Origin of the sequence: Cytobacillus dafuensis (assembly GCF_007995155.1) — a bacterium.
GTDB lineage: Bacteria > Bacillota > Bacilli > Bacillales > Cytobacillaceae > Cytobacillus > Cytobacillus dafuensis.
This window is the reverse complement of the sequence record NZ_CP042593.1, coordinates 427,801-447,117: the sequence shown is the minus strand read 5'-3', so window position 1 is coordinate 447,117 and position 19,317 is coordinate 427,801. Positions and strand designations below refer to the sequence as shown.

17 protein-coding genes are annotated in these 19,317 nt (G+C 38.0%); 5 read left to right on the top strand and 12 right to left on the bottom strand.

Going from position 1 to position 19,317, the window contains the following annotated elements; translation table 11 throughout:
• Positions 1 to 84: 84 nt before the first annotated feature.
• Positions 85 to 891, top strand: a complete 807-nt coding sequence (locus FSZ17_RS02340; RefSeq protein WP_228460269.1) for a CotY/CotZ family spore coat protein — start codon at positions 85 to 87, stop codon at positions 889 to 891.
• A gap of 107 nt (positions 892 to 998) precedes the next feature.
• Here the strand turns inward: FSZ17_RS02340 and FSZ17_RS02335 are convergent, their stop codons facing one another.
• On the bottom strand, positions 999 to 1,370 hold the full coding sequence (locus FSZ17_RS02335; RefSeq protein ID WP_082625358.1) for a hypothetical protein: 372 nt from the start codon (positions 1,368 to 1,370) through the stop codon (positions 999 to 1,001).
• A 12-nt stretch (positions 1,371 to 1,382) separates the two neighbouring features.
• On the bottom strand, positions 1,383 to 2,573 hold the full coding sequence (locus FSZ17_RS02330) for a ParM/StbA family protein (protein WP_057775487.1): 1,191 nt from the start codon (positions 2,571 to 2,573) through the stop codon (positions 1,383 to 1,385).
• 171 nt (positions 2,574 to 2,744) lie between these two features.
• On the opposite strand from FSZ17_RS02330, the gene FSZ17_RS02325 reads away from it, so the two are divergent.
• From FSZ17_RS02325 to FSZ17_RS02315, 3 genes are all read left to right on the top strand, one after another.
• Complete coding sequence (locus tag FSZ17_RS02325; RefSeq protein WP_057775485.1) at positions 2,745 to 3,515, top strand: CsxC family protein; 771 nt, start codon at positions 2,745 to 2,747, stop codon at positions 3,513 to 3,515.
• A gap of 386 nt (positions 3,516 to 3,901) precedes the next feature.
• Entirely contained in the window at positions 3,902 to 4,678 is a 777-nt protein-coding gene (locus FSZ17_RS02320; protein ID WP_057775483.1) for a CsxC family protein, read from the top strand.
• Positions 4,672 to 7,455, top strand: coding sequence for a hypothetical protein (locus tag FSZ17_RS02315; RefSeq protein WP_146846342.1), 2,784 nt, complete (start codon positions 4,672 to 4,674; stop codon positions 7,453 to 7,455). Before FSZ17_RS02320 ends, FSZ17_RS02315 begins: the two co-directional genes overlap by 7 nt.
• Positions 7,456 to 7,531: 76 nt before the next feature.
• On the opposite strand, the gene FSZ17_RS02310 is transcribed toward FSZ17_RS02315, so the two are convergent.
• A complete protein-coding gene (locus FSZ17_RS02310; RefSeq protein WP_057775474.1) occupies positions 7,532 to 8,308 on the bottom strand; it encodes a CsxC family protein in 777 nt (258 codons plus the stop codon).
• A gap of 339 nt (positions 8,309 to 8,647) precedes the next feature.
• Here FSZ17_RS02310 and FSZ17_RS02305 point away from each other — a divergent pair, with 339 nt between their 5' ends.
• Positions 8,648 to 9,217 (top strand): hypothetical protein, encoded by a 570-nt coding sequence (locus tag FSZ17_RS02305; RefSeq protein ID WP_057775471.1) that lies wholly within the window; start codon positions 8,648 to 8,650, stop codon positions 9,215 to 9,217.
• 307 nt (positions 9,218 to 9,524) lie between these two features.
• Here FSZ17_RS02305 and FSZ17_RS02300 read toward each other — a convergent pair whose 3' ends face one another.
• The 9 genes from FSZ17_RS02300 to FSZ17_RS02260 form a co-directional block, all read right to left on the bottom strand.
• The gene (locus FSZ17_RS02300; protein ID WP_057775469.1) at positions 9,525 to 10,229 is read right to left on the bottom strand and encodes a hypothetical protein; all 705 of its coding nucleotides are present in this window, start codon (positions 10,227 to 10,229) and stop codon (positions 9,525 to 9,527) included.
• A 61-nt stretch (positions 10,230 to 10,290) separates the two neighbouring features.
• Complete coding sequence (locus tag FSZ17_RS02295; RefSeq protein WP_057775467.1) at positions 10,291 to 13,935, bottom strand: cupredoxin domain-containing protein; 3,645 nt, start codon at positions 13,933 to 13,935, stop codon at positions 10,291 to 10,293.
• A gap of 18 nt (positions 13,936 to 13,953) precedes the next feature.
• The gene (locus FSZ17_RS02290) at positions 13,954 to 14,241 is read right to left on the bottom strand and encodes a hypothetical protein (RefSeq protein WP_057775465.1); all 288 of its coding nucleotides are present in this window, start codon (positions 14,239 to 14,241) and stop codon (positions 13,954 to 13,956) included.
• 17 nt (positions 14,242 to 14,258) lie between these two features.
• A complete protein-coding gene (locus FSZ17_RS02285; RefSeq protein ID WP_057775463.1) occupies positions 14,259 to 14,549 on the bottom strand; it encodes a hypothetical protein in 291 nt (96 codons plus the stop codon).
• 34 nt (positions 14,550 to 14,583) lie between these two features.
• The gene (locus tag FSZ17_RS02280; protein WP_057775460.1) at positions 14,584 to 15,318 is read right to left on the bottom strand and encodes a hypothetical protein; all 735 of its coding nucleotides are present in this window, start codon (positions 15,316 to 15,318) and stop codon (positions 14,584 to 14,586) included.
• Between the two features lie 88 nt (positions 15,319 to 15,406).
• A complete protein-coding gene (locus tag FSZ17_RS02275) occupies positions 15,407 to 15,985 on the bottom strand; it encodes an SCO family protein (protein WP_057775457.1) in 579 nt (192 codons plus the stop codon).
• 36 nt (positions 15,986 to 16,021) lie between these two features.
• Positions 16,022 to 16,480, bottom strand: a complete 459-nt coding sequence (locus tag FSZ17_RS02270; RefSeq protein WP_228460268.1) for a hypothetical protein — start codon at positions 16,478 to 16,480, stop codon at positions 16,022 to 16,024.
• A gap of 8 nt (positions 16,481 to 16,488) precedes the next feature.
• Positions 16,489 to 16,908 (bottom strand): hypothetical protein, encoded by a 420-nt coding sequence (locus tag FSZ17_RS02265; RefSeq protein ID WP_057775455.1) that lies wholly within the window; start codon positions 16,906 to 16,908, stop codon positions 16,489 to 16,491.
• 314 nt (positions 16,909 to 17,222) lie between these two features.
• The gene (locus FSZ17_RS02260; RefSeq protein WP_057775453.1) at positions 17,223 to 18,944 is read right to left on the bottom strand and encodes a methyl-accepting chemotaxis protein; all 1,722 of its coding nucleotides are present in this window, start codon (positions 18,942 to 18,944) and stop codon (positions 17,223 to 17,225) included.
• Between the last annotated feature and the right edge of the window lie 373 nt (positions 18,945 to 19,317).

Genomic DNA, 19,317 nt, shown 5'->3' with positions numbered 1-19,317 from the left:
ACTCCTTCTAGGCAGGAAACTCACTCAAAAAAAAGTGCTCGACCATATGCTGATTCTGACTATATATTCTAAGGAGTGAAAATCATGGGTATGTGTAGCAAGCGCAAAAAGAAAGATCATCACAAAAAGCATGATCATGATAAACATTGGGATGATCACGGCAAAGACGATCATCCTAACCACCATGAAGACCATCATATGAAGCATAAAAAGGATAATTGCAAAGATGACCACCATGAGGATCATCATAAGAAACATAAAAAGGATAAACACAAAGATGATCATCATGATCACCACAAGGACCATTGTAAGAAGAAGAAAAAGGATAAACGCAAAGATGATCATCATGACCATCATGAAGACCATCATAAAAAGCATAAAAAGAAAAAATGCAAAGATCATCATCACAAAGAAAATTGTGTGGAAGAAGTTTTAGAAGCAATTTTAAAAGCACAAAAGAAAGCCAAAAGAGATGACGAATGCAAAGTTTCATGCAAGGAATCCATTAAAGAGCTATTAGGAGAAGAAAAAAAGCCGAAGAAAAATACAATACCTTTCATTCTTTATTGTGATTGTGAACCGTTTAAAGGCACTGGAGTGACGACATTTACTACCCATTCGAAAAAGAAAAAGTTCGCTTGTATTTCTACTTTCATTTTTAAAATCAAGGACCTCGATGATAATTGTGCCGTTCTTGAACTTTTAACATTTAAACCTAAAAAGAGCTGTCATGAAGATTCGGGTAAGAAATGTGACCATAAAGAGCCTTCGTCACCTTGCCGTCAAATCGATCATAAAGATGTAGATGATTTAATGAGAACCGGAATTTGTATCACTGTTGATCTCTCTTGCTTCTGTGCGATCACCTGCTTGCCTGCCATAAAATTATAAATTCGATATAGACCATTCCTAGCCTAGCAACAAAGGCTAGGACTATCAAAATTATATTCTAAATTAAAGGTGAACCCGATTTTTGAGTTCACCATAAATACATATTGCTATCCGCCAAAGACTTCTAGGACGTCCTCTAGGTCTTTCATATCCAAAATATTTGTTGATCCTTGTTTATTATTCAATGGAGCTAATCCTTGGAAATTGTTGATTGGAGGGTAACCATGCTGCATCATTTTTTTAATTTCTGCTAATTGAAATAATATTTCTTCAGTCCCTCCATTAGCCCCCTTGGGATGAAAGTAACTATTAAGGGCTGATAACAATAGGTGTATAAGTGTATTGTTATTTGCATGATATTCTATTTGTTCTTGGATTTTTGATGAAACCAAAAGTGAATCACCCGTTTTTACATCAATGAAACGATCAGGAAGAGTTAAGGCAATATTATTGATGTAATCTGTATATATTCTAGACATTTCCATCATCCTTTAACTTTTTGCACTTATGAGATCATTTGTTTTTTCTTGATCTTTTTTTAATTGCTTCATTTTTGCAAGAACCATCAACCCAAGGACATTCAGTTTTTCCATATTCTCCGGGAATGTTAAATTAATTGGCCTCCCTCTTTCAGACCATCTGACTGCAGCTTCTTGAATCTGCTTTTGGGCCATTTTCGCTGCTCCCCCAACTGCAATATACCGGGTTGCACCCTTTATCTCATTGGAGCTTGAGCGGACACGATCAAAGTGCTCAAGATATTTAATAGCCATTGATTTTAACTGAGGAATAATATACTTACTAATGTCCTTTTTTACTCCAGCAAATGGTTCAACATACCACTCCGAAGGTCCACCCGCTAGTTTTTCTTCTAGCTCTGAACGTGAATCGAATTTATACAATTCATTCTTACTAACCTTTTGAATGATATTATCGAGAAATTGATTGATTCCAAAAGTTTCTCCCTCAACAGAAGCAACAGGTTTATTATTCTTAATACCTACAAAATCTACTGAGTCTCCCCCAAGGTCGCCAATAATAATCCCTTTCCTCGATTCATTTACAAGGGCTTCATCCTTTATTCCTAACGTATCCTGATCACGAGTAAGGCCTAAATATGCACAAGCCCCTTCTGCACCAATAATTACATCCTCTACATGTAATTTAACAACTAATTCTTTTGGTTCTGGGATTCCCGGCACCTTATGAAAGATTACGGTATGTGTACCTATTAATCGCTCTCTAAATCGTTTTTTCTTTACTTTATATTGTGTCGTCGGCAATGAAACAGCTAATTGATCAATAGTAAAATGCAGCTCTGTTTCTCCGGGATTTAAGAATAAAGCATGAAAAGCCGCTAAGCCAAAAAGCAGAATATATGTGCGATCTTCGTCAACCTTTTGATTATTAAAAGCGGTTAAGCTCACATCACGCTGTTTTGCAGCTGCTTTTCCTATATAATATATTTCCCTTTTATCAAGTATTGCCTGACTTTTTACTTCAACAATTAGAGTTTCCTCAAAGTCGACATCATCGTCTTCGTAAGGCTTTTCATAAAACTCCTCATCGAATAGGGCGATTGCATTAGGAATTTGATATTCGCATTCTACCCATTGGTCAGAAGCTATCGCCTTATACCAGCTGTTACCTATATCAACGGCAAGAAAATTTTGTCTCTCCATTTATTCCTCACTCCTCCTTTTGAATCCTATGCAGGATAGGCACTCATTTGTGCTGGTCCATTTCTATATTAATTTGTCTAAGTATCTCCTTAAATTCCACGATTGTACCAATGCATTTATCCTATTGTCCGCATACGATAAATTGAACCTAAAACTTAAGGAGGAAAAAAAATGAACAAAGATAAAAACTGTGTAGATGTAGATATATCCGCCCATGTGGGAGAATGTGAGAATACGCCAACATCTCCAACTACTACACCGGCAGGTCGAAGAATAATCAGAGTACCTGTTACACTGGCGGAATTAACTGTAAGAACGAACTTGGTTGCTAAAATTCATTTTCCTGACCCTGTTCTTGAAATCAAAGATATTAAAAAGAGGGTTAAAATTGTTCAATGTAGACTTCTTCTTCCTGGAGTGGCGGCAGGCTCAGATCCATTCGCAGCAACTGATTTGCGATTATTCTTAAAAGGGTTTGTTCGCAAAAACATCCAATATGCAACCCCTTGTCCTCATTCTACAGCCCAATGCGTATCTTCTGAATTACGATCTCTTACAGCCGATGTGCCTTTTGAATGTGTGACGACAATTGCCGCAGCAGACTTTCTTACTCCGCCAGAGCTGCCGCTATTAAACACTCGTTCTGAATTCGACTTCTTTAGAGCTCAAGATTTAGGTCATGGTTTCCCTGAAAAGGATCACCTGCTTTCAAGTGATCTTTCCCAATTCCATCAAGTAAGCACACAGTTCTACAATCAGCTTCCTTTCTGTGAGTTAATATCAAGTAATATTATTGAATGGGATGAGGCTGTAGACAGGATGCCATTGCCTGGCAATAAGCCTTTTGAAGAGGGAATATTCGAAAATGTAGTTGAAAAGATGTTTTTAGAGTTTACGATTAAAGTATTACAAAACCAGCAAGTTCGTGTTGATGCACATTAATATAATTTTGAATCCTACTTAACTTTGGCGAGTGACGATAGGATTTTAGCGAAGGCAATATCTTAGCAATTCCTTTTGGAGAGCATGGTATTGTCTTTTCCATTTTCTAAATATACCCCTCTCGTAACTATACATATTCGATTTCTTATAAATTGACAGTATTAATAAATATATATTTGTTTTTTCCTATCAATCACTATAGTTACTTACTTCCTTGTCAATTGTCCCATGATATAGACAGAATAATTTTTTTTGTTGATTTCATTGAATCCTCAATGTTTTTAGGCAATCATCATTCTTTTTTACAAATTTCAATAGGCAGAGGCCCAAACATAGACGTATATCCCGCATAGGATGCATTATCTGTTTTTTAAGGAGGAGCCCAAATGTCAGATAAAAATAAAAAAAAGAATGAAGGTAAAGTTTCAACAAACCAAAACGAGTGTGATAGTTATCAGCATCATCCAAATGTAAGCATTGGAAAAATCATTACAAAGGTTCCAGTCGTATTAGCCGAGCTAACGATACAAGTAAATGTAGATGCATTAATTGAATTTCCAGAACCCGTATTAGAAATAAAAGATATAAAAAAGCATGTGAAATTAGTTCAGTGCAGATTGCTTTTACCAACAAACAAATTATTTATTAAAGGATTTGTTCGCAAAAATATTCAGTATGCGAGTCCAAGTATGGAAATAGATCAAAGTACATCAACAACAGTTGCGTCAGATTTGCATTCTCTCACGGTTGATATTCCATTTCAAACTGTAACGGAAATCAAGCGCTTCTTAACAAAACCAGTGAACCCAGAAGTAAACAAACGCAATGAGTTTGACTTCTTCGTATCGAAATCATTACCAACAGGTTTTCCGGAAAAAGATGAATTTCAATCGAGTGACCTTTCACAGTTTCATCAAGAAAGTACCCAGCATTATAATGAACTTCCGTTTTGTGAACTAATTTCTAGTAAAATTATCGAATGGGACGAAGCAATCGATAGAGTTCCCTTCCCTGATTCTGCACCTTTAGGTGAAGGAATCTTTACGAAAATCGAAGAAAAAATGGTGCTTGATATCACCTTAAAGGTTCTCCAAAATCAGCAAATACGTGTTTCTTCTACGACGAATGATGATTGTTATCATGATTGTGATGAGTCTTGTTAGAGCGACCTAAATCAAATAATAGGCAAAGAGCATCTCAAAAACGCAGATCTGCAGCAAGTAATATAGGTGAACAAATATTATCAATGCCTATCATTTTTACTCCACCAAGGGTAGAAGCACAACAGATTAATTCAATGAAAATTATAGAGCAATCTTTGGAATATGAAGATAGGGAAGAAAGAGTTAATTCAATGATGCAGCATTTTTCTTCAATGCTTGAAGATGCTCCTTCTTTGATGGAAGAGTCTTCATCCTCACATGATAAGTCCACTTCTACACTTGAGGAAACTGAGGTCCTTTCAGAGGAAATTCCTCCTCTACCTGAAGAATCCGACTTCCTTCAGGCAGAGGGTACCTCAATGAAGACGGATGACTTTTTAAAACAGGAGGAGTTTAGTTTCTTACTAGAGGAAGCCTCCCCTCTTCAGAGCGAGGAGTCTTCTATCGACGAGGATACATCACTTATGATTGAGTCTTCTTCTATACGGACGGATGATTATTCTAATCAGGATAGATCTTCTTCTAGCTTTGAGAAAGCCGCTTCCTTTCAAGAAGAGGAGTCTTCTATTCACGTGAATCCATCACTTATGAATGAGATTTCCTCTATACTGTCGGATGATTATTTTTATCAAGAGGAGTCTTCTTCTATTCTTGAGAAAGCCGCTTCTCTTCAAGAAGAGGAGTCTTCGATTCTCGAGAATACATCACTTATGAATGAGATTTCCTCTATACTGTCGGATGATCATTTGTATCAAGAGGAGTCTTCTTCTATTCTTGAGAAAGCTGCTTCCCTTCAAGAAGAGGAGTCTTCTTCTGGTTTTGTAGAATCTTCTACCTATGAGAATGCCTTTTTTTCAATACTTGAGGAGTCTTCTCCCTTTCAGAGTGAGTTTTCTACTTTGCTTGCTGAAGCATATTCCAAACGGGAAGAATCCTCTTCACTCCAGGAGGAGATTCATTCTACAATAGTGCCTGCTTATTCCGTAAAGGATGAATCAATGACAGAGGAATCCTCTTCACTCCAGGAGGAGATTCATTCTACACCAGTGGCTGCTTATTCCGTAAAGGATGAATCAGTGACAGAGGAATCCTCTTCACTCCAGGAGGAAATTCATTCTACACCAGTGGCTGCTTATTCCGTAAAGGATGAATCAGTGACAGTGGAATCCTCTTCACTCCAGGAGGAAATTCATTCTACACCAGTGGCTGCTTATTCCGTAAAGGATGAATCAATGACAGAGGAATCCTCTTCACTCCAGGAGGAGATTCATTCTACAATTGTGGCTGCTTATTCCGTAAAAGAGGAATCAATGACAGAGGAATCCTCTTCCTCCCATGAGGAGATGGACTCTATTCTAGAGGATGACTTCTCCATAGAAGATGAATCTTCGTTTGAGGAATCCTCTTCCTCCCATGAGGAGATGGATTCTATTCTAGAGGATGACTTCTCCGTTGAAGATGAATCTTCGTTTGAGGAATCCTCCTCCCATGAAGAGATGGATTCTATTCTGGAGGATGACTTCTCCGTTGAAGATGAATCTTCGTTTGAGGAATCCTCTTCCTCCCATGAGGAGATGGACCCTATTCTAGAGGATGACTTCTCCGTTGAAGATGAATCTTCGTTTGAGGAATCCTCTTCCTCCCACGAGGAGATGGATTCTATTCTGGAGGATGATTTCTCCACAGAAGATGAATCTTCGTTCGAGGAATCCTCTTCCTCCCATGAGGAGATGGATTCTATTCTGGAGGATGACTTCTCCGTTGAAGACGAATCCTCATTCGAGGAATCCTCTTCCTCCCATGAGGAGATGGATTCTATTCTGGAGGATGACTTCTCCGCAGAAGATGAATCTTCGTTCGAGGAATCCTCTTCATTCCAAGAAGAGATGGATTCTATTCTGGAGGATGACTTCTCCGTTGAAGATGAATCTTCATTTGAGGAATCCTCTTCATTCCAAAGTGAGTTTCAATCTCTACTATCAGATGACTTCTCCGTTGAAGATGAATCTTCGTTTGAGGAATCCTCTTCATTCCAAAGTGAGTTTCAATCTCTACTAGCGGATGCCTTTTCCGTGGAAAAGGAATCTTTGATTGATGAATCCTCTTCATTCCAGGAGGAGTCTTCTTCTGAAGAAAGTGGTTTTAAAAGAGAATGGTTCAATGAAAAAGAGAATGAAGACTGTTATCACGATCCTTCCTATACGTATAACATTTCTGATGATTGCCTAAAAAAGAATCATAACCCAATAGTAAAGCTTTCTGTTTTGCTTGCTAAAGTGAACATTGATATCGATATCATTGATTCATTCAATTTGTTTAGTGCATTGAAGAATGTGGAAAAAATTGATTTGTCCCTTCACTCTTTAGATTGCCGTGTACTTCTACCTTCAACGACTGTATTTTTTAAAGGTGTAATGTTAGCAGAAGTTGAATTTATAAACGAATCCAATACTCTTCACACAGTAAAAATCCCTGTTCCATGGCAAAAAGTAACCAATATTCACTGGCTTTTCCCTCCTGTCTTATCAAACAGCAGTCAAAAAGAGTTCATGTTCCAATCACATGACGACAGAGGGACCATTTCACACCACGAATATTATCAGTCACTGGTGAATCAAATTGAGCATCATTTACGCAGTATCAATTTTATATGGCATAAGGAGCAAAATTTGAATGGAAACATCCCTCAGCTTCATATTCAAGGAAGAGCCAATTTATCTATTGATCTACTGCAGCCGCAATATATTGACCTTCAATCCGCAGGACTTTTCCTATAAGCACAAAGACCTTTAATCCTTTACCTTGAAAAAAGAAAGGGTGCCTCCTATTATGAGACACCCTTTCACTGATTTATTAGCCAATCATACCCCTGAATCTGTCAAAAATAGTTTCCTTCTTTTCATGTCCCATAAATCCATGATGAGATTCATGGTCAACAGCTTCAGGTTCAGGGCATTGCTGTTTTTGGAACAATTTAATACCAAGTACTACATCCATTTTTTCAGTGATTTTTCTGAATCTGCCAAAGCTATCGTGTTTTTTGAAAATATCCCATTCATCGATTACAGCAAATAGCAATTTACATTCAACTGGTTCAGTAAATACTTCAAAAGTCAATGAGCCAGTAATACAATCATCAGCACCATGACCATCTTTAGCAATCTCTTTTCTTTCAAGTACGTTTTTCTTAATACTAAACTCTCCAAACGGGAATTGAGCAGGCTTATTAAGATGTACCTTTTTGAAACATCTAAATGGGACACTAACAGAAAAGTCTCTTACCTTATCATCGCAAGACTCAACAAATTGAATGTTTTTATGAACAACACCTTCAATAAATAACTTTACAGACATATGAGTCGGATCGAAGGAATTTTTGACCACTTTACATTGTTTCAGTTTTACATTTTTCTTAACAAGCTTAAGATCTTTTGCGTGCGCTGGAAGCGTAATATCTGCTTCTACTGGAATTTGTATAATTAAATCATTTAATACTACTGTTTGTTCAATTTCACCTGGCGAAAAGAAATCTTCACTCTTACATTCACCAGACACAGATTTTACTGTTCTACACTCCATTTGCGGAGGACAGTGATCGTGACCATGGCAGCCACAAGTATTTTTTCTCATTCATTTTCTCTCCTTTAATATAGTTTCAACAGCAAAGCGCATATCCGTTATTTACGGTTTATGACTTCTTTACTTTTGATACTTATATATATGTCTTAAAGGAGTAACCCGAATGGACAAGTGTCGGTGGACAATAGCCTTTTTATTATATGTTCTTAACCATTTTCCTTTTTACCTTGCCAGATAGTTAATTTAAAAATCCTCCCTTTGCTTAGGTTTACCGTCTACTCATTTTTGTTAATAAAGTCATACACTAAAGTAAAAATCATTTGTTACTAACAAGAAGTTAGCCTATGTAGTAGGACAAATTATTTTTTAAAAAGAAAAGGAGAATGATAAATGAAGATCAATCATTATCCACCTTCTAAAAATCCGAAACCTAAGCATAATCACGATCCCGGCCATGATCGCGAGCACCATCCTTGCCCGCATTGCCATGATCACAAGCACCATCCTTGTCCATTCTGCCATGAGGATCGCCATTGCCGGAAATTTATTTGCGATGATAACTTTAAAATACGATTAGCTGGTTTACGAGAGGGGCTTAATTTCCGCTTGCGTCAGCTGCTTGGGTGTGAAGTGGAAATAGAGTTGGATAACGGGAATAAAGTGAAAGGGACTATCGGCAATGTCGGATCCAATTTTGTTGAAATGCTTGTAGAAAAATACTTACCGCCAGCAAGTAGGAACGCACCGGAAGAGCATATAGACGAGCCTGACAAAGAAGAATCTTCCGAAGAAGATTTGGAAAAAGATTCAGTACAAAAACAACCTGAAGATGAAGAACTTTGTCAAGAGTGTCGAGGAAAGAAACATAAAAATTGCCACATATTAATTTTTCCCATCGATAAAATAGCAAATGTTGAAGTAAAAAGTTCTAATATTCGTCCGTTAGAAGGTATAGGCTAGTTGTTCCCCCCTCTTTTATTGATTCAAAACGATTATGAGGATAAAGAAAACTCGCTAATTGGCGAGCCTTAGAAAGGCGAAGACAGAGGAGTAGTTGCACTTATCGCGCTCATACATGCCATGTCCTCCCAAAAGCTTCTCTTTTGGTTGTGCGATGTTAATCGCTACCTAAGCCTTCCTTGTCCTGTCCGTCGTACTTAATTCCTAAAATTAGCAACTACGTCGAATCATCTTCTGCGCTGGCAATATATACTTTCTTAGAAATAAAAATAAAGTCAGCTCCAATGGCTGACTTTATTTTTTTATTTTATAGCTTTATTGTTATAAGTGTAATCTTATCAAATGATATTATTTGCGATTCTCTTCCTACTTTTAAAACGATTGTTTCTTTATCCACATCTGTTACGAGCCCTTCAACTGTTAAATCGGCCACTTTAACTTGAATACGTTTTGCCTCTAAATATAGTAAATATATATTTAATGGAGTTCTGAAAAATAAGTGTATTAATTCTGGAAATGAAGAAACGACATCACCGAAATGAAATGTTAAATCCCGGCGAAAGCAAGGATCAATGTCAGTTAATTGAGGCTCATGATCAGGCTCTGTAAATCGTCCAAAAGGGTTAATGGTGTCAATTTGACTGAAAGGCAAGATATTCTCTATATGTCCTTCCCTAAGGACGACAAAATTAGATCCTGTCATCATAACTTTTCCTTCGATCGTTTCTCCTAAATGATTTTTGATTTTTACTCGCAAGCCAGCTAATCCGTCTAAAACCTTTTGAAATGTTTCATTTGGCGGCCGGTCATCGGCTAATGCAAGATCAAGAAGCAGTTTATTTGCTTTAATAATGTCTTTTTGAGTTTTTTCAAAAATGTCTGGCGGCTGACAGCCCGTTGGTGAGGGGAGTTGAGGTGAAGGAAATCGGTCTGGACAACATCGCTCTGGTATACAAAAATCAATGATTTGTTTTTGTTTTTGGACTCTCTCATGTTCTTTTTCCAATTTCATCACCACCTTTCTTAAAAGATTAATAGAGAAGAAAAGAAAGTTCTTTTCCTCTCTTCTTTCATCATTTCTTTAGCGGAGGTAAATGGCTTTTCTTATCACCATGCACTCTCATAATCCCCCACATGCCTTGCTCGATGTCCCATTGAATATTTCCTGAACGGTACATAAAATCTCCAAAGAATCCCCCGTAAGCTCCCGCTCCGCCCAGCAATTCTAAATTCCGTTTACCACCGGCAACGTTGAAGCCAACGAATGATTCTGTACGTGAATTGATATCTTTCGAATCAAAACGCCAGCGGTGACCATGCAAATGGAAAGTATGTGATCTGCGTCTCTCTGCCGGTGTCACTAAACGTATCGTTACTGGATCTCCTATATAGCTTTCAAATAGCGGGGTAGCCGGATCACCGAAAACTTGAGAGCTGAATAAATCATGTAGAAATGGATGCTTTTGATAACGGTTGATCAAGCGTTCGCTTCGATAATTAAAGCCCCGAGACCCTTGATCATACGTATCAACCTCATCTTCATTCACATCTGGTGGCGGCAGCAAAATTCCTGCAATTGGATCGTTAATAACTTTTTCATCTTTATCAAGCAATCTCACTCCATCATGCATAACCAAAACAAATTCTCTTATATCCGGTAAAAAAGGGTTGCGCAAAATGACATTCGCTCCCGTTTGAACCGGCTTTAGTGTATAGGGATCCAAATATTTAGTTCCCCTTGGTTCTGCTATAAACGCTCCGAAAGCTCCCTGAGATTTATGGTTACGAATATCCGCCATATCCCACATGCCGCATGCCCCTACTTGAGCATCTACAAACCAGCGGTATGTTCTTTTTTCACCTGGTCCTACGGTTTGATCGCCATTGAATCCGACTGTCTCACCTGAGGAGGTTTTTACATCATAATCAATTAATTGCGGGTGCAGTGAGATTCTTAGAGATGGTGGATAAAAAGCCTGCTCTTTTACAACTGGATACGGATAAATTCCATCTTTAAAAGGGAATAATTCAAATTTCAACAAGCTTGTTAACGTCACTTCTACAGTGTCTCCAACATTTGCCCGAATGATTAACGGCTCAGGCTTCTTTGTTCCTTTTAAAATGGCATCCATATCCTTCCGGAGTGCAAATATAATCGCGTGTGGATCTTGATCTTTAAAGTCATTGTAGATGATTGGAAGTTGAAAAGCGACAATATCAAAATAGCGGACTGGTCCCTTTTCAACAGGAACAGAAGTGGGGTCATCCGCTGGCGGCGGCTTTGTTCCGGTACATTCAGGCAATGGTCGAGTTCGCTTTAACGGCTCTGGGCGATCTGATAAAGGGATTAAATCTGGAACCTTTTCATCATATGCCCGAATCAGCCCCCAAAGTCCGTTCCACAAATCTTCTTCCGTTTCAAACGCCCACAAATAATCTCCAGACCTCGGAATATAGGTTTCCATTGTAAAAGATTCTGAAATACCGATATGCTGCTGACATTCAACCCTAGAATTCAGATCTCCGCGCTCATTCAGCCACCTTAGCCCATGAACATTAAAGCTGTGGGATTCTTCCTGTGATCCTTGAAGCACACGAATGCGAATCGGATCTCCTTCATACGCTCTCAATATGGGGGTGCATGGATCCCCTTTCACGAATGAACTGAAGGTGTAAGCAGGATCGCAATCCGGACCTAAACGGAATTGCAGCGGTTCGTTTTTATAATTCACTCCAAATAAACCTGGGTCATCTTGAGAACCTGGAAATGGAGGCGGCTGCAGCGGTTTTCCATCCTTATCAAATAAAAGGGAGAAATCTTGAACAAATAACGCAAAATCACGATAATCAGGAATCAATGGATTGTTTGCAGTAATTTGCGTTCCGCGAACGACTTTTTCTCCCGATTTTGAGTCGAAAAATTTCGTAAAACGAGGATGAACAACACCCGATCCAAAGACGCCATGATGCTGATGAGAGCCTGGGAATAGATGATCATGAAAGTACCATGCTTTTAATTCGACATCAGCATAATGGGAGTACCGTATCGTTTCACCTGGTAAAACGGAAGAATCATAATTCCACCCGACATTCGCTCCATCATTAACAAGGACATCAAATTTAACAAAGTGGATATGGAAGCCAGCTTCATACGTTCTTGTGACGAGTTGGAACGCATCGCCATCGAGAATATGAGGCAGTCGATTCGTAAGATTAATATGAAAACAAGTATGCGCTGGGGCATGGAATACGAAAGGCTCTGGTTCTTTTTTTCCCGAACAAACGGCTTCTATATCATCATCCAGAATAAACATCCTCCCCTTTGGATCATGCCAGCCTTGTTTGTTGTAGGTGATTGGCAGTTCAATTAAAGAAATGTTAAACTCTCTTACCGTCGCACCCTCAAGACAAGGATCAGTAAAGACTGCACCAGGCCTCGGATTCGCGATCGCTGCATGTCTTTCCAGCTCGGTCATTTCTCTTCCTCCGACAATACCAAGCGGCGGACGCGGCGCCTTGTTTCCTACTTTACCAGGAATAAAATTCGGGAATCCCGGTTTTAGTTTTGTTGGCTTTGGCGGCGGTTCCCTGTCTGGCAATGGCTGCAGAGCTTCAATAGGAACCCCATTCGGATAGCACTGGCTTCCGTCTTGAAGCGTATTAAAAATCCGGTTCAACCCCCACATTCCAGCCACAAAATGCGGGTAAAGATGGCAGTGAACAATCGCATCTCCAAAAGAGCCTTGCAAACTTCCTAAACCGTAAAGCGGCTCAATCGTGTAATGTGCTTGAGGGCTGACCGCTTGAGCATCAAGGATTTCAGACTCGAGGTCTTGCGGATCACTTAACCATTGATGAACATGATAATGAAAGACGTGCGTTTCCTTAACCCCGCCATGAAAGACGCGGATTTTTGCAGGATCACCAACATATCCCCGCAAGATTGGTGTGGATGGATCTCCAAATACCCATGAATCATGGTGGACTTCTTCTCCTTGACAAGTCGGACAAACGACCCCTTCTGCAATGAGCTGAGCGCGCCTGTTTTCCGGTTCAAACCGGTAATTAGCGCCATGAAAAGATTCCTCTTCCTGGTTAGAGATATGATTGATTGGGCGATTCCCCGTTAAATCATCCACCTCCATTTCATCATGAAACATCCAGACATACTCCCGGAAAGAAGGTAAAAGAGGATGATGGACATCAGCATACACTCCACTGTTCATCACCTTCCCTGTTTCGGGATCCGTCCACCATGAAAAACGCTTCTCGACACATAATGCTCCGATCAGACCATTCGAATTGGAACCTTTTTCACTGCTTGAAGGATTGCCTAAATCAGAAAAGAAATAGTTTCCTTCATTTACAGCATGTATTTCGTACTTAATACATTTAAAAGGAGCTGCCGTACTATCTTTGTTTAATCCAACCTTCGCACCATCTGCTTGAGATACATCGTACTCTGCTTCTTGAAAATGAATGCCAGTGTGAAAGGGTAATTTATTCTCAAACAGTATTTCTACCGTGTCTCCTTCATTTGCTCGGATAACAAGCGGCTGAACGAGATCCACTGGAGAGTACGGATTTTTTTTCACCAATTCCTTTACCTTCTGTTCATTTTCCTTTAACACGTACATCATTCCATTTGGATTATGATCACCAAATGAGTTCAAAACGATTCGAATTGGAATAGCAACTACATGATAACTTCTTTTCATGGAGTTTCCTCTTTTCTATTAATCTTTCAAATCAGGTATTTTCGGACCAATACCTGTTTCAATGTAAAAAACTTCAATAGCGTCGATATGCAGGATCCATTCTTTTCCTTCTAAAGCAGGGACAGATGTCGTTTGCACATCCAATACAGCTGTATCATCCAATACTTCTTTAATTTTCCCGATAAACATAAATGGAAAAGATTCCGTTAGTATAAACACTTTTTTGTCTTTATTTTTTCTAAAATGAGTGACAATAGCTTCCTCTCTAATATCATTAATTGCTTTAAATTCACTCTGTTGATTCATTCACATTTCCCCCTCAATTATGCTAATGGAAACACTGCATCACATGGGACTTCTTTTGAAAAAGATACAATTTGCTCAAGAGGAATACTAAGTGGAATAGGGAATTTATAAAATGGAGCATTAACCATTTTAATTATGACTGGTGAGAGTGTTATATGCCCTTTTTGCACTTCCGAAACCGTACCACAAAAAACAGGCCGAAATACTTGACCTAATAAGTCAAGCTGAACAGCCCGTGTAATCACAAGCAATTGTTCCCCTTCCAGCTTTTTTAATTCCCGAAAGAAGTCGTCATCTTTGTGAGCCATCAAAATGCCTCCCTTTTATAAGTAATTTCATGTTTTATTTATTCGAAGAGTCAAACATTAATTTCAGTATTTTTTTCCATAACGGAAACAGCCCCACCGTAGACACATACCGTATGTCGTTAAATGGGATTTTAATATTTTTCTTAAAAAGCTGAAGGATTAGCTCATCTTTTGTCGATTCCGTTATTTTTCCGAAAAATATTTTCTCAGCTGTTTTTACTTCTACCCACATTTCTCTCCATGAATGAAGATTTGTTCGGAGAGTTTCTTCAAAAAACTGACGAACCAGCTCTTCTTTTTTAGCCACTGTCTCACCAAATTTAAGCATCAGCTTTTGCTGCAGTTGATTATCATATATATGATGTTGATGGGGGTTGGAATAAGTAGGAAAACCAAAGGGGATTGTAGCAGATTCAATGGCTATATAAGGAATCCAGATTCGATTCTGTAAATTAGTTACCATAACAAAATCTCTTCCAATTGCTGCGACTTTTCCCTCTGTCTTCACAGTTACATCTTTTTCGATAACAGAGGAAATCACCACTTCTTGATTTCGTTTCATCTTGAAAAATTTCTTAAGTGTAAGGGGCTTCCGGAGTGATTTTTCTTGACTAATTATCTTGAACAAATTTTGCTGATCAATATATTCGGAAAGAATTCTAGTCTCTTCTAAGGACACTGCACTTGTTGGTGAAGAAAATGATTGAGTAGGCTTCGATTTCTGTTCTATTTTTCTCTCCTTCGCCAATTCCTCTAACTCTTTCTGCATGATTGCTATCCTCCAAATAACTCCTTTTTTCCAATCTATGAAAATTAGATAATTTTGTTAATAAGCAAAAAACACAATCTTGTTTCCGTTAATCCATTAGCTGTATTAAATGATCTGCAATTTTCTTGATATTCACTCGTTGATCACCTGTCGCCATATCATGAATGGCTCTTATTTGTTCATTCGAATCCACCACATACATAGTTGTGGAATGAACAACAAACCCATCTTGATTTTTTTCATATATCATATTGAAGTTTTGAGCAAATTTCTTTGTTTCTTCTTCAGAGCCTCTCAAGAACAGCCAATTGGAGCTCGAAATTTCAAAAGCATTTTTATACTCTAAAATTCTCTCTTTCGTATCGTATTCCGGGTCCAATGTCACTGCTAGAATAAGATACTGATCATCAGATATTCCTTTTTCCTTCATTAATTTTTGTAGTTTTTTTAAGTCAATTATTGTGGTAGGACAAACGTCTGGACAATTTGTAAAGAAGAAAGTAATAAGTTTTGGTTTTTTCTGTTTGGAAAATTCCTTTCCGCTCACTTCAGTAAGTGCCGAATCCTTCACATGGCCAATTTTCGGTAAATCTAATGATTGGGGCCAAAAGAAATAGAAAGCCATAAATCCCGCAACCAATAAGATGGCAACAACAAATACCCTCATTTTCTTCTCCTCCTTCATGACGGATTAAGAATTACCTTACACCTTAAAGGAATAACGAATAAAATGAATCACAAGTGTATGAAGGAAGGTAGTAAAGAGAGCAAGACTATACATATTCGTCGCAATCATTGCTTCTGACTCGATCGGTATATTGCATAGCGCAGGATTTTGAAGCACAGCACCGAGCATTGTTCCCATAATTCCTCCCATTGTGCCATTATAGATACTGGTTAGCAGAGCTGGAGCTTTTATGAGTGAACCGAATTTCCAGCCGATTAGTAATCCAAGTATAATCGGGATTAGAAATAGAGCCTTTAGAGAGGAAGGAAGCAATAGTTCAATGTGAAGTGCTAAGATAAAAGAAGAGGTCATTGTTATGGCCATACACATCGTCATCGAAAATCGATCATCAAATAACAAATGTTTCTTTTTGAAAATCCTGTATACAAAACCTAATCCAATAAGATTCCAACTAAATAACATAATGATTAGCACAGTTTACTTCACGACCTTTTAATTGAAATAAGAATAGTGAGTAAACACAAAGCAAAAAAAAGATGAACAAACCATACAAATACCGAGGTCATTTCTAAAACTGTTCCAATCATCGGTGCCATCAATCCAACGATCATTCCATTCGTTAAACCCGTCACAAACGTTTGATAATCGAATAACCGTCCAAACAATGCCCCCGTCACTAACCCTGCTAATGTGGAGATAATCGTTATCCACGTGAAATGAAACGGATATTGCAGTATGAGTAATACACCAAATAGTAAAGCGGTCATTCCTCCCATTACAACACTAATATTCATCCCTAATTGAAACCCGATTAGCTTTTTCATTCTGAATAAATAAACATAGAGTCCAAGAACTATACATACATCCGTGTACATAAAAAGAAGGAATGTAATTTTATCCATAACACCACCTCAGGTTATCATATGAAACAGCTGTTACCCTAAACCCTATCCATTGAAAAAATGATCGAAACTACATAAAGATTATGCAAAATGCTAAGTACCTAGACCAGGAAACAAGAAGTGACAAACCAAAATTGGATAAAAAATACAATAAAAAAGATAGGGTTGTCCCAAAAGCAAAGGTGTCAGGCACCACGAACAATATCTAGTATCAATAAGCGAGTGAGATTCTAGATAAAGTGTATTGTGTGGATGCCAGACACCTTTTGGGGCAACCCCAGGATCTGAAATAATATTTGTTATATTCTTTACTGCTACAAATCAAATTTTCCTACTAATTCATCTAATTCTCCAGCCATTTTATTTAATTTTGTAATGGAGGATGAAATATCAAGAATAAAGTTCTCTTGTTCAACTGTTCGTTCGACAACATATTCTGTCGTTTTAGCTGCTTTATTAGCTAGCATTGTCGTTTCCATAACCCCTGCTGTTATTTCCTCTGAAAAAGCAGACATTTCCTCTGAAGTCAGGGACACATCTTTTATATGAGAAACAACGCTCTGAATGGACTCTAGTATACTTTCAAATGATTTTCCTGCCTCCTCAACAGCTATAATTCCGTCTTCCACATTTCCAGTCACAACATCCATAGACTGAACAGTGCGGTTCGTATCCTCGTTTATTTTAGAAATTAAGATGGATATACTGTTGGCTGATTTCTCTGACTGCTCGGCAAGTTTCCTAACTTCTTCAGCAACCACCGCAAAGCCTTTTCCAGATTCACCCGCTCTAGCCGCTTCAATCGCAGCATTAAGTGCTAGTAAATTCGTTTGTGCAGAGATATCACGAATCATATTAATAATTAATGATATTTCATTTGACTGGCTCTCCAATGTTTTAATCGCATTTGCAGACAATTGGACAGACTGATTAATCACATTCATTTGATGAATTACTTTTTCAATGCTTCTATTTCCTTGGTTTGCATTATCCAAGCTAACAGATGATAATTGCGAAACATTTAAAGATGTTTCTGCAACCTGCTGTATTCCTTTTGACATTTGCTCTAATGTTGCGGCGCTTTCTTCCGAGCTTTTATACTGAGTATAGGCCCCTTCTGAAACTTCTTGAATAGAAGCTGAAATCTGATTACTGACCTCACTTGCTTTTTCACTTTTTATCGATAGTCGTTCAGAAGTCTCGATTAATTGGCTAGAGCTCTTGTTTATTCCTTGTATAACCGTTTTTAATTCGTGAACCATTTGTTGGAAGGTTTTTGTTAATAGACCGATTTCATCCTTTCGATCAGTATCGATAACTACCGTTAAATCTCCTTTTCCAACTTGCTTTACTTGTGATGTTAGTTTTCTTAAAGGCCTCGTTAAATAGTCCGTGAAAAAATAGACGATTATAATTCCTGCTATTAAAACGGCAAGGGTGATAGCAATCATTTTTAATTTATTGGCATCCATTGATTGATAAATTTCCGTAGCATCCATATCTGATCCAATTATCCCGATCACTTCACCTGCATCATTTTTTATCGGTGCATACACAGTAATCAATGCTCCGTATTCTTTATCATTTGATAACTGATATTGGATATGCCCTGTTTCAAATGCCTGCTTCATTTCAGGATAGGAATCAACAAGCTCTTCTTTCTCCCCTAATTTGGATGCCTCATCAGAATCCAATGGCTCCCCGTCAACCATATAATAGTAATCGTACCCTTCACCGTTCTTCACACGTGACATCGTATATAAATAGGTCATACCATTCATTTCTCTGATCGAATTTAATTCTTTGCGTAACTCTCTGTAATAGCCTTCTTCTTTAGAATCAATTGTAAGCTTTTCATAGCGGTCTATATCAATGACCGAAACAGCTTGTTCCACAATATTTGATGCTTGATTACCAACAGCATCCTTTACTAACACTAATGACGATTGATAAATAAGTAAACTAATAATCAAACATGAAACCAAAAGCAAAATTGAAAATACCATTAACATTTGAATCTTTAAGCTTTTTCTCATAGTTGTTCTCCTAAATATTCATTTTTCTACGCAGTTTCTTGCTCTAATCCAATTTTTCCAATAGGAAAATTATATATAATATAGTTTTTTATGTCTATCAATAACCTTTTTTTGGTTAAAAAAAAATACCTAATTCCTATATTGTCTTTTAAGACAGTATTGGGATTAGGTATTTCCATGTTTTGTATACAGATATAATATTAAATTTAATTTGAGGATACTTTAAGCTTCCCTGTTGATTTCCGATGCAGGCACTTAGTGATCGAGGGCGGTCTAGAAGCCTCCTCGTAGCTATCACTCATGCGGGGTCTCCCTTTGACTCTCTTCTCCCGCAGGACATTGAATAAGCTTCCTAGAATAATCACCTCACGAA

Excerpts from the sequence above, each read along its gene's own strand:
- FSZ17_RS02265 (WP_057775455.1), bottom strand. The coding sequence starts at position 16,908 with ATGGATAAAATTACATTCCTTCTTTTTATGTACACGGATGTATGTATA.
- FSZ17_RS02295 (WP_057775467.1), bottom strand. The coding sequence starts at position 13,935 with ATGAAAAGAAGTTATCATGTAGTTGCTATTCCAATTCGAATCGTTTTG.
- FSZ17_RS02310 (WP_057775474.1), bottom strand. The coding sequence starts at position 8,308 with ATGAGAAAAAATACTTGTGGCTGCCATGGTCACGATCACTGTCCTCCG.
- FSZ17_RS02285 (WP_057775463.1), bottom strand. The coding sequence starts at position 14,549 with ATGGCTCACAAAGATGACGACTTCTTTCGGGAATTAAAAAAGCTGGAA.
- FSZ17_RS02300 (WP_057775469.1), bottom strand. The coding sequence starts at position 10,229 with ATGAAATTGGAAAAAGAACATGAGAGAGTCCAAAAACAAAAACAAATC.
- FSZ17_RS02320 (WP_057775483.1), top strand. The coding sequence starts at position 3,902 with ATGTCAGATAAAAATAAAAAAAAGAATGAAGGTAAAGTTTCAACAAAC.
- FSZ17_RS02280 (WP_057775460.1), bottom strand. The coding sequence starts at position 15,318 with ATGCAGAAAGAGTTAGAGGAATTGGCGAAGGAGAGAAAAATAGAACAG.
- FSZ17_RS02260 (WP_057775453.1), bottom strand. The coding sequence starts at position 18,944 with ATGAGAAAAAGCTTAAAGATTCAAATGTTAATGGTATTTTCAATTTTG.
- FSZ17_RS02275 (WP_057775457.1), bottom strand. The coding sequence starts at position 15,985 with ATGAGGGTATTTGTTGTTGCCATCTTATTGGTTGCGGGATTTATGGCT.
- FSZ17_RS02330 (WP_057775487.1), bottom strand. The coding sequence starts at position 2,573 with ATGGAGAGACAAAATTTTCTTGCCGTTGATATAGGTAACAGCTGGTAT.
- FSZ17_RS02305 (WP_057775471.1), top strand. The coding sequence starts at position 8,648 with ATGAAGATCAATCATTATCCACCTTCTAAAAATCCGAAACCTAAGCAT.
- FSZ17_RS02325 (WP_057775485.1), top strand. The coding sequence starts at position 2,745 with ATGAACAAAGATAAAAACTGTGTAGATGTAGATATATCCGCCCATGTG.
- FSZ17_RS02335 (WP_082625358.1), bottom strand. The coding sequence starts at position 1,370 with ATGTCTAGAATATATACAGATTACATCAATAATATTGCCTTAACTCTT.
- FSZ17_RS02340 (WP_228460269.1), top strand. The coding sequence starts at position 85 with ATGGGTATGTGTAGCAAGCGCAAAAAGAAAGATCATCACAAAAAGCAT.
- FSZ17_RS02290 (WP_057775465.1), bottom strand. The coding sequence starts at position 14,241 with ATGAATCAACAGAGTGAATTTAAAGCAATTAATGATATTAGAGAGGAA.